Here is a 10,759-nt window from a genome sequence, read left to right on the forward strand (position 1 = left end):
CCGCAAAAGTAAGTGCTCACTAGTAACAACAATTAAAAAATACAAAGAAAAACCAAAAACGAAACATAAAAACTAAAACTAAGCGTGAGAGGTAAACAATGGTAAAACAAAGAAACCAAACACAAAAAGAAGATACAACATTAGAATGGACAAAGATCGTCCTGCTCGTTATTCAGGCAATCCTGCTCTTCGCCCTTGTTTTGCAGGTGCGAAGCCTTGGCGGAATTGCAACAGCACCAACCAACGCTGAATCAGAAGGAAACACGCAAGTCCAAGCGCCACCAACCCAAACACCGCCGACGCAGCCTCAGCCGGGAGGAGAAGTCGACCTCAAAGCACTCATGGACGACGACCCCGTCAAGGGAAATCCTGACGCTCCAGTAACAATCGTTGAGTTCAGCGATTACCAATGCCCCTTCTGCGGAAGGCATTTCCAGCAAACCTACCCTCAACTCGTAAAGGACTACATCGACACTGGAAAAGTTAAGCTCGTCTACCGCGACTTCCCACTCTCCTTCCATCCTGAAGCGCAAAAAGCTGCTGAGGCGGCAGAGTGCGCAGGAGAGCAGGGCAAATACTGGGAGATGCATGATAAACTCTTCCAAAACCAGCAAAGCTTGGGCGTGGCCAATTACAAGAAGTGGGCGCGCGAACTCGGCCTTGACGGCTCAAAATTCGACACCTGCCTTGATTCAGGAAAAATGGCCAACGAGGTCAAAAAAGACATGGCAGACGGGCAGGCAGCAGGTGTTCGCGGCACACCCAGCTTCTTCATTAACGGGCGGCCTGTACGAGGAGCCCAGCCGTTCAGCGTCTTCCAAGGCATTATTGAAGACGAGCTGGCTAAACAATAAGCGTTTAGGAAAACACGCCGCAATTATTTTTTCAATTCTTTTTCTTCTTGTTTCCTTTTTTCTCTGCACAATGAAGCACTGACCAGCCCGCCCCATCGCCGGTTAAGTGACTCCCCTCCAGACCTTCTTTTCACTCTTGAAGTCAACCACTAGGAGCTTGCAACAAACCCTCTGCGCTCGTGTTTTGTCGGATCAACAACATAGACAAAGATGGATTTTTCTCCTGCATCAATCCTCTGACAACTCACCGAGCCAAACACTGCCAAGCGCTTGCGAAGCTGGCGGGGAATAAGAAAGTACTTCGTCGCCTCATTACGACCCCTGAGCGAAACCCTGCTTGGCGTTGCAGCAACCCGCTCCGAAAAAAGGTAGACGTCGTTGAGTTCCCCTTTGAGCTGGCGAAACTCGTCTTGATTGAGCAACACCTCAACAATCACAGTATTGTCCTTCGGGCTTTTTCTCCGAGAACCAATTATTGAACCCATACTCACTCACCCCCTTCTTTTCCTTTCGGATAACTAGCCACACCTTTTTATCCGAAAAAGAGAAAAAATAACCATCTTTAAAATTTATCTACATAAAATAAATAAAATAACCACATATGTATTTTTATTTTTAAGTATGTAACGAAATGTATAAATAAACACCATGCAACGCACAGTCCATAACAACGTACACCATAAACACGAAACAAGCACAACCACCACAACCACCATGAAACGCAAAGTAGTCCAACACGGCCCCGGCACGCTCACCATCTCACTCCCATCAACCTGGGCCAAGCAACACAACATCAAAAAAGGCGATGAAGTCATCCTCGAGCCGAGAACAGAAGGACTGCTCGTCCACACCCCACGAGGAAGGCAATTCGAGAAGAAAACGCTCGATATTCGAGGACTCAACCGCATCGCAGCCAGAAGCTTCGCCGCACTCTACAAAGCAGGCTACGACGAAATAACCCTCCTCTACGAAAACGCTGACGAACTGCAACGCATCCAAAAGACCATTAACAACGAATGCACCGGATACGAAGTAATCAGCGAAACAGACAACACCATAGAAATCAAACAAATCAGCTCCCTCTCTTCAGAAGATTTCAACATCCTCCTTCGCAGAATCTTCTTCTTCCTCACAACTGTCACTGAAGAAACAAGCGCCGCAGCAACCAACCACAACAAGAACGCATACGAGAAAAACATCCTCAGAGACCAACACATAAACAAACTCGCCAACTTCTGCAGACGCATTGTGAACAAGCACGGCCAAACGAACTACAAAAGCGACCCGGCACTCTACACCCTCATAGAAGAACTCGAGAAACTAGGCGACCTCTACCTCAACTTCAACAAAGCCCTTCTTAAAAGAACAACACCCCCCACCAAAGAACTCATCGAAACCCTCAAAGAAACAAACAAAATCTTTCAAACATTCAAAAACGTATGCTTCCAATACTCGCTGAACAAACTCGACCAGCTCCTCAGCCAGTGCTTCTCCTTTCTCGACACGAAAACCGCAGCCCTCACCCGCCTACCCCGAGAAGACATCATCCCCACACACATCCTCCTCAACACCGTGCAAAAAATCGCAGACCTCAACGGCATCATCCTCTTGCTCAACGCCTAAAACCTAACACAGAACAAAAACTGCTCTAAGACACACCCCTCGAAAGAACGGCAAGGGGAAGCTCCTCAAGCGGCTGCTCTGAAAGGAACACCCCGACATCGCCCAAAACCCTTTGAACATCTCTCTGCTGCAGCAACAACCTCAGCATCCGGCGAAACCGCATCTGCCGCTCTCGTTCAAGCACAACCCACTCCTGACGCGGAACCTGACGCTCATTCAGCAACGAACTCCCCACCCGCCACAGCAGACAAGATACGAGGCCCGCAACGCCCCCATCGTGCAAAGACGCTTCCTTTTCCAAAAGCCCCCGTCCAAACGACAAAGCACGCTCATCTTCTTCAACACCGACTCCACAACCCAGCCAATACGGCTCAACAACACTCTCTGCCAAGACAAACCCTTCCGGGACCACATGCATCAAGCGATCAACGTCCACGAGCAAGAACTGCCAGGACGGCAACTGAAGCAACGCCTCAAGACCGCCAGACAAGCCCTGCACGACCGTGTTCGGCCCTGTCTGATCAACGTGCGGAACATACGCATACCGCTCAAGCCCTAAACACAGCTTTTGCACTGCCGACCCCAGCGAAGCCTCAAGCGCATCACCCCCATCAAACTTCCGAAGCAACAACGATAAACTATCCTTAACCTTCCTCTCAAGCGATTTCTTTTCCACAAGGCGCGCGTTCTTCTCCACACTCCCCCGTGAAGCAAGGGCCTGCAACGCTACACGCTCATACATCCCCAACCGTTGCTCTACGTAGGAAGAAAGCGCCTTTGCATTCCGCAGCAATGACCCTTGCAAAAAACATCGCAACGCTTCACGATCTTTTTGAGAATACGATGCAGCAAGAGGAGAGAGCTGGTACGATACATTCAGACCCTCCCTCAGCGACCAAAAACACGACGTTGCTGCAGAAGGACTCAGCCGGGGCAACGGCCAGGAATATCGCCCAATCACAACTTCCTGTTCCTCCCTCCACGCAGCATCAACGTCTTCTGAGAGCGCGTGCATAAACCACACTTTTGCAACGTCAGTAACGCCCTCCTTAAAATACTCCTTCGTGATCGGCTTGCCAAGCGCGGCGAGCCGCTCCTCCACCTCCCGCCCAAAAGAAGAAATCCTCGTCGTCTTCCGCACATTCCAATACTCAAGCGAAAGACGCTGAGACTGCCCCACACGCCCAACAGCACGCTCCCGGAACGCATCTGCCTGCTCGCAATCACGCCAAAACTCCTGAGAAAACACCTCCCGCTCAGAATAGGCACGCACCAAGTACTTCATTGCAGTTTGGAAAAAATCACTCACCTTAGAAATTGACGTTTCTCGAACAAACCGCTGTTCCAAAAATCCAGAATCAACGATTGCATCGACAAATCTTGATGACACCACTTTCTCAGTTTCGGACAACTTTTCCAATACTTTTCACCGCTAAAACCCCGTCGAGTATTTAGTTTTTCCCCTTTTGAACCCGTTTGAGGAGGTGATGCACCATGTATAAAACAGTGTTATTGTTAGGTCTTGTCCTGCTCGGGACCCTCTTGATTGGAACCGCGTTTGCAGACGAGGGGTACACGTTTGTGAGCCCAGAGGCGGAAGCGTGCTTTTATTCAGGCAACTTTCCTTCGTGCTGGCTCCCTGAGTACCAGACACCCCCCTGCACTCCGGAAATCGACCCTCAATGCGGGTAAGCTGGCTTAGCAACTCCCCCGCATTGAAGCAATTCTTCACTCTTTCTTTTTTTTCATTCCTTACTTCTTCAATGCCGCTCCAAGACGAGAAAGCACCCGTAACAAGTACACGTCCGCTTCGAGCACGCCTCCGGTATGCAAAGCAGGAGTGTTCAAAAAACCCACTCCTCTCCCGAGAACCCCGAACGCTCCCTGCCCGTCCCAGAAGCGAAGCGGCGAAGCATCATTAAAGCGAACATGGCGCACATACTTCTGCGCAGCGTCGCCAAACCCGGGGTCGCCAAGAACATCCAGCGCGTGCACATAACCCCCGTGCGCGACGTAGTCCGGCCATTCCAGCCACGTTCCACGCACCAACCCCCTATCAACACTTCCACGAAGCAAACCCCCCGAAGCGTGCGCAGCCTCGCCTAGCCCTTCTGCAATGGAAATTGCAGCGTCCCGAAACTGCACAACAGACGAATCAACTACGCCCCTTCCCAGCAAACCCTCCGCCTCTTCCCTGAATTGTTCTAACACGAGAAGACGATACGCCAAGCCCTGCAGAACAAAAGATGCATCCCGCGAAACAAACACCCTCCTTCCTTGAACGGCATATTTTTTCCTCTCTAACACTGCATCCTTTGCCAGCGTTGCAGCATGATACACGACCGGCCTTCCTTGCTCTTGCGCAACCAACGCATCAAGCGTTCGCCTTCCGCTCTCTACCAACACCTCATAAAATTGCTCCTTTGCCACGGGCCGCTCAATAACCTTCTTCACCTTCTGGTCAAGAGCAGCAACCGCCCCGCCATACCGCTCTTGCACCATACGCTCCCCCCACGGGTTGAGCACCCCCTCTGCATGCCCACAAAGCCAGGCAGAACAAAGAAAAGGAACGACATATCCCTCCACATCTGCAGACACCTCGGCAGGAACCGGCGCAGACCCCATTTTTTGAAACGTGCCCGAGACCTCATCAAATTGGCGCAACGCAATACCCGCAGCAAAGGCGGCCCGAAGCCCCTGCTCTTCTTCACGCTCCCTCTGCAAAACACCCAACGCTTCTCCTGTAAACACGTGGCGAAACCGAGAAACAGCATACACCTCCAAATCAGAAAACTTCCCTGTCAAGTGCAAATCAACCAAGGAAGCTCCCTCTCTCCACCACGACAGGTACTCCTCGCTCTTGCTCGCACCCCCCCGAAGCGACGAGAGATGTGACAAGATGAGCAACGATTCCAAAAAACCACCACTCGCAAGACTATCCCCTCCAAGCAAGATCACCCGCTCCTGAAACGCTCCTAAAGGAAACACCATCCCTTGATGCGATGTGCGCATTGCTTGCTGATAGTGAACCACGTTGTTCTCACAAAACAATTCGTCAATCCGCTCAAGAAACACGCGAGATCGCTCGCCCTGAACCAACCCATCAACAAAACCCTGTTCCTCCGCAAGCCTTTTCGCTAGTCTGTGAGGATCCTTTCTCACCCGGTACCACGCCTCCACGCCGACGCCCGCCGCGCCTACCACAGCCAGCAAGCCACCCCCAGCAATGCCAATTTTCTTTAACGCCTCTCGTCGCGCCATCCTCTTAACGGCCTCCTCCCCGTGCCGGTACTCCCACGCCTTGCGGCACCCTTCATGACGCAGGAGAGCACCCTCATTTCCCTTCAGCGCCTCCTCAAACAAGACAGCCAGCTCCCTCGCGTCCGTACACACACTGTACTCCTCATCCGTCGCGTACACGACAACGTACTTCAGCGCTTCTGGAAGCCCTCGCTCTCGCAACACCTCCCCATACACCTCATCACTCCACCTCCGAAACGCGGATCGGTCCCGCAAAACTGTTTCCCCAATACCTTCAGGCATGAGCTTCGCACCAAGCGCCCATTTCGCCAGCATCCTCCCCCAAGAAACAATATCAATTGCTTCACGATGCGTAATCGTATGAAACCCTCCCTCCCCATACAAAAACGCCCGGTAGAGTGCGTCGCACATAAACTCCAATGAGCCAATTGCCACGTAGCTCTTCGCAACCAACGCCTGCGTTACTGAACGATCTTCCTGGCTCACAACTCGCTCTTCTAGACTCGGCTCCTTCCTTCGCAGCAAATCAAAATCACCCAAGGCCAAGCGCTTCACCGAGGCAACACTCCCTGCCACGCCAGAACCGTCCTGCTCGATTTCCAATAACACGTTGGCATCCTTCACATCGCTATGAAGAAACCCCGCATCATGCACTTGTGCAATGGCTTCAAGCACTCCAGAAAACACGCTGCCAAGAAATGCACGACCCTCCCGCAACGGCTCCTGAGAAGGACACGCACTCAACGTTGTAGGGTAATAATCCATGAACATCCCCAGCCGTTGCGACCCTTCATCCAACGCGTAAGCCCAAGGCACCGCCAAGACATCACTCGCCACTACTGACGGCAAGCTTGCGAATTCAAGCTCGCGAGCGAGCTGATCCGCAACAGGAAATCCTGGATACTTCTCCGCCCAGGACCCGATATCAACAATCTTGAGCGAAACCGGCGCAGAAACCTCCACTCCTTGCTTTCCAGCCACGCTCCTCCTAACCACCTCAGCAAGGCCGTCCTCCAAAACATACACCAGTCCCTGCGCCCCTTTCGCGTGAAACATTCCCTGCTCAACCGCACTTTGCAGCAACGCCTCCGGCAACCGCACAGGAGGCGCAGGCAAACGCTCTAAAGCGCGCTTGAGCTTTGAAAACTCCCCCTTCACCACCAAGCCTTGCCTTTTTTCCTGCATTCTCCCGTTGTTCAAGTCAGCACAGTCATCCCCCAATCAAAAGAGCAAAGGAGCGCATCCATCCCGGTGTCTCTCGCTTAAAAAAAAAAACTTTCAAAAAGAAGGTGCACTAGCCTGCTCTTCCTCGCTATCACCATTGCTTCTGCACCTCTACTCCTTCCCGTCATCATCGACCGTGAAGAGATGATTATCTTTCACCACAAAACAACCCAAGCGGGCGCCGGCATCCAGCCAGCCGTGAGCATAATTAACCGCTGCGAACGCCAAGAGTTTTTTTCCTTTCTTGCTGAAAAACTCGGCATCGGCAACGTAGCGCTTCGCCATATCCAGTACCACATCAGCACCCGCTCCCTTGGGGGCGCGCCGCGCTACTGCCAGCGCCTCCTTGGTTATTGAAACATAGCGCGAGAGCAGCTCCTCCGAAAGCAGCCTTCCCGCCAGGCGCTCTTCACCCTTCCGCATGCCATTTTCTTCGTTTCCCATACTTCTCACGCTCAGGCCATAAGACGCGCACCTCTTTCAACAAAGACGCGTGCACTGCAGGACTCGCAGCAAGCATCCCCTTCACGCCGAGCTCGCCACTCCTATAATCAATTGCTCTTCCAGACAAATCCGTAAACACCCCCCCTGCCACCCTCACAATCGCTTCGGCAGCACAGGTATCCCACTGGCTAGCGTAGTTCAAAGAAACATACGCATCAACATTCCCCCGAACCACCTCACACGCCTTTAACGTGCTGCCTAACTTGACAATCTTCTCAGCGCCGAGGGTTTCAAGAAACGAAACGAGCTTAGGATGATCGTGCGAACGACTCACCACGAACCGAAGTTTCCCTGTCTCATCTGCCAACTTTCCTTCCCCAAACGAGAGCGTGAACCGCTCATCGTTCTTTTCCTCCCACGCACCCACGCCGTCGACGCCAATAAAGAGCTCCTCTCGAAGAGGCGCATAAATAACCCCCAAAACGGGAACCCCTCCTCTTGAGAGCCCAATATTAATCGTGAACTCATCCCTCCCCGCAACAAGTTCAGCAGTTCCGTCAATAGGATCAACAAACCAGACCTCGTCACTCTCAACCCATCCCTTTGGAGGAGCCGTTTCTTCTGAAACAATCACCGGACGCCCCAATGCACTCACGAGCACGCGATTAATTTCCTTTTCAGCCAAGATATCTGCACGCGTCACCCACGAGCCGTCCTTCTTTCTCCATCGTTCAACCGCGCCCTTCTTGCAAAGCTCACGTACCACTCCCCCCGCTTGCTTCGCCGCGTCAACAGCACTTTGCAACTCTTTCTCGAACATCTCCCCCCTTGAAAAGCAACACCCTTAAAATGCTTTTCCCTCCTCAACCATCCTTGACAAAGCCAACACGCAGAAGCACGAACGAGACGACCCAGCACAACCATTTGCTTTTCTTTCAGGCATGTTCTTTCTGGCACAACACCAGGCACAAGACATAAAAACACCGCACCGTTTTCCATCATGATGATTTCTCTCGCGAGGACTTCTCAAGCGGGTGCTTCTCAAAATCGCAGCGCTCAACCAGGCCCTGCTCGCCATCTTGATTCACGCAGCATGCTCCTTCGGAAGGCAAACACGGCAATCTTCACCCTTCTCCTCCACGCCGCAACCCTCGTCATCGGCGGCCAAGCAGTCATGGGCGGCGTCATGCTCAAGCACAAAGAACATCTCGTCATCGCCGTACGGGAGCAATCAGGACGCATCAAGACGTTGAAAGAAACATTCCCCTCCCTCACCGACCGCTACCCCTTCCTCAAATTACCCTTCCTTCGCGGCGTCATCATCCTTTTTGAAACCCTCATTATCGGGTACAAAAGCCTCCACCTCAGCACCAACATCGCCCTCGGCCAAAACCAAGAAGAGCTAACCAAGAAAGAGCTTGCAATCATCATCATCCTCGCTATCGCGTTCGCACTCTTCCTCTTCAAAGTCCTCCCTCTCGCAGGAGCGACCCTCCTCCAACCACTCTTCGGGCCAAGCAACTTGCTCTTCAACCTCGCAGACGCAGGAATCAAACTTTCCATCTTCATCCTCTACCTCTCCCTGATCGGACTTCTCCCCGACATTCGAGAACTCTTCGCCTACCACGGCGCAGAACATAAAGTCGTTAATTGCTACGAAGCAAGAAAAGCGCTCACCGTGGCCAACGCCAAGAAACAATCAACAAAACAACCACGATGCGGAACCACGTTCATGCTCTTCGTCCTCCTCCTCAGCGCGTTTGTCTACCTCCTCATCCCCCCCTCCCTCGGCTTCAGCCTCAAGCTCGCCCTTCGCATTGCCCTCCTCCCCCTTGTCGCCTCGATTAGCTATGAACTCATCAGGCTGGCAGGGAAGTGCTATCGCCACCCCTGGGCTCGATGGCTCATTGCTCCAGGAATGCTCGTCCAGAAACTCACCACACGGGAGCCAACCGCTAAACAATTAACGGTCGGGCTTCGCGCCCTCACCACCCTCCTCGCGCTCCACGCCAAGCAAACGAAAAAGCAAAGCGCGCGGAACTAACACGTCCTCCTTTATTCCTTCCAGCCGGTTCTTCAACTGGCGAAACTCTTCAGCTTTTGCAATCTTCTTGAAGCGGCTAACCACCGCACCAACGTTTTGGTGCAAGACCTCTAACTCTTGAGAAAACGCACGCAAATCGTCATCAAGATCCTTCACCTCACGATCAACACGCTGCATGCGCAACACAACCGCTTTCTCGTGCGCCTCAACTAACTTTTCTGCCTCGTTCACTTCATCTTCCAAACGAAACAAACGCTCATTAATGCGTATGAGGTATTGTCGAAAATCCTCAAGATCAACTTGCACTGTCCTTCACCTGTCCTGCACCCTCCCTTCCTTAAGCGCCGCACGTGCCAAACAAAAAGGAGGAGTTCGCTCCACTAACACTTCGCCAATGCGTATTTAAAAATCTTCCCCTCCAGCAAAACACCCATTCACAGCGCAACGTATCGTTCACCTGCCGCGTATACCAACACCGCTGCTGCTCCGTCATGCAGCATTTGCCAGCAAGAGCATCAGCGAACAGGAATAAACACGCCGAGGAACACGACCAAAAACTATTTCGATATCATTCAAGAGGTGCAACAAAAAATTTATAAGAAAGATGGCGCACCATTATTTTAAAAAGAGGGGGGAAGTGAGTGGACGATTCTGACCTAACACCACCAGCAGCACCAATTGCTCCCATTGCGGAAAGCAAGCCTCCAAAAAAGGGCTTCTTTGGAAAGCTTTTTGGCAAAAAGAGAGCGGATGATGCTGACACGCAGCCAAACCAACGCCTCGACGATTCCAAGCCCTTGAACGCAAACGCTCCCTCCCCAAAAACACCTTCTTCTCCTGCCGATCAACCCGATGAATCACTCCACCCGCCTTCAGACGAAGCACGAATCGCCACCATTCAAGAACTCCCCGGAGAGGGAGACGCCCAACCTGCAAAAGACACGGCGCCACCCTCGCACGACATAAGCGAGGCCGAGAGAAAACACGAACCCGCAGGCTTCAACACGACAGCTCCGAAAGATTCAGCAGAGCCAGTAACGACTCCGTCGAGAAAAGACGAAGCACACTCAACATTTGAAAAACCTCAAGAAACAACAGAAGAAACAACAGGTGCGACGGAAGAACAGAGCGGAGCACGCCCGCAAGGAGATGAACAACAAACAGCCCAAGAAGAGCAAGAAACCAACCAAAGCACAATTCAAGAACCCCTGCCAGGAGAAGTAGAACCCCTCCCTGAAGAAGCATTGACCGATGAAGAACGAGAACTTCCGCCCGATGAACTTCTCAAAAAAGAAGAAGAGGAGCTCTC

General features: G+C 52.1%; 10 protein-coding genes. 5 read left to right on the forward strand and 5 right to left on the reverse strand.

Going from position 1 to position 10,759, the window contains the following annotated elements; translation table 11 throughout:
* The first annotated feature begins 98 nt into the window (after positions 1 to 98).
* On the forward strand, positions 99 to 854 hold the full coding sequence (locus D6783_01350; GenBank protein RME53646.1) for a DsbA family protein: 756 nt from the start codon (positions 99 to 101) through the stop codon (positions 852 to 854).
* A 149-nt stretch (positions 855 to 1,003) separates the two neighbouring features.
* Here D6783_01350 and D6783_01355 read toward each other — a convergent pair whose 3' ends face one another.
* Complete coding sequence (locus tag D6783_01355; protein RME53647.1) at positions 1,004 to 1,291, reverse strand: hypothetical protein; 288 nt, start codon at positions 1,289 to 1,291, stop codon at positions 1,004 to 1,006.
* A 211-nt stretch (positions 1,292 to 1,502) separates the two neighbouring features.
* Here D6783_01355 and D6783_01360 point away from each other — a divergent pair, with 211 nt between their 5' ends.
* A complete protein-coding gene (locus D6783_01360; GenBank protein ID RME53648.1) occupies positions 1,503 to 2,477 on the forward strand; it encodes an AbrB/MazE/SpoVT family DNA-binding domain-containing protein in 975 nt (324 codons plus the stop codon).
* 25 nt (positions 2,478 to 2,502) lie between these two features.
* On the opposite strand, the gene D6783_01365 is transcribed toward D6783_01360, so the two are convergent.
* Positions 2,503 to 3,897, reverse strand: a complete 1,395-nt coding sequence (locus D6783_01365) for a hypothetical protein (GenBank protein ID RME53649.1) — start codon at positions 3,895 to 3,897, stop codon at positions 2,503 to 2,505.
* Between the two features lie 74 nt (positions 3,898 to 3,971).
* On the opposite strand from D6783_01365, the gene D6783_01370 reads away from it, so the two are divergent.
* Positions 3,972 to 4,169, forward strand: a complete 198-nt coding sequence (locus tag D6783_01370; protein ID RME53650.1) for a hypothetical protein — start codon at positions 3,972 to 3,974, stop codon at positions 4,167 to 4,169.
* Positions 4,170 to 4,229: 60 nt separating this feature from the next.
* On the opposite strand, the gene D6783_01375 is transcribed toward D6783_01370, so the two are convergent.
* The 3 genes from D6783_01375 to D6783_01385 all read right to left on the reverse strand — a co-directional run bounded on the left by D6783_01375 (position 4,230) and on the right by D6783_01385 (position 8,226).
* Positions 4,230 to 6,923: a hypothetical protein gene (locus D6783_01375; GenBank protein ID RME53651.1), complete on the reverse strand. Its 2,694-nt coding sequence runs from the start codon at positions 6,921 to 6,923 to the stop codon at positions 4,230 to 4,232.
* 150 nt (positions 6,924 to 7,073) lie between these two features.
* Positions 7,074 to 7,385 (reverse strand): DUF357 domain-containing protein, encoded by a 312-nt coding sequence (locus tag D6783_01380; protein RME53655.1) that lies wholly within the window; start codon positions 7,383 to 7,385, stop codon positions 7,074 to 7,076.
* Positions 7,372 to 8,226 (reverse strand): 3'(2'),5'-bisphosphate nucleotidase CysQ, encoded by an 855-nt coding sequence (locus D6783_01385; GenBank protein RME53652.1) that lies wholly within the window; start codon positions 8,224 to 8,226, stop codon positions 7,372 to 7,374. Before D6783_01385 ends, D6783_01380 begins: the two co-directional genes overlap by 14 nt.
* 180 nt (positions 8,227 to 8,406) lie before the next feature.
* Between D6783_01385 and D6783_01390 the strand changes: the two genes are divergently transcribed.
* Positions 8,407 to 9,450: a DUF1385 domain-containing protein gene (locus tag D6783_01390; protein ID RME53653.1), complete on the forward strand. Its 1,044-nt coding sequence runs from the start codon at positions 8,407 to 8,409 to the stop codon at positions 9,448 to 9,450.
* 641 nt (positions 9,451 to 10,091) lie between these two features.
* Positions 10,092 to 10,759: hypothetical protein (locus D6783_01395; protein RME53654.1), on the forward strand; the 668-nt coding region annotated here is incomplete at its 3' end.

It is taken from the genome of Candidatus Woesearchaeota archaeon (assembly GCA_003694805.1).
Lineage (GTDB): Archaea > Nanobdellota > Nanobdellia > Woesearchaeales > J110 > J110.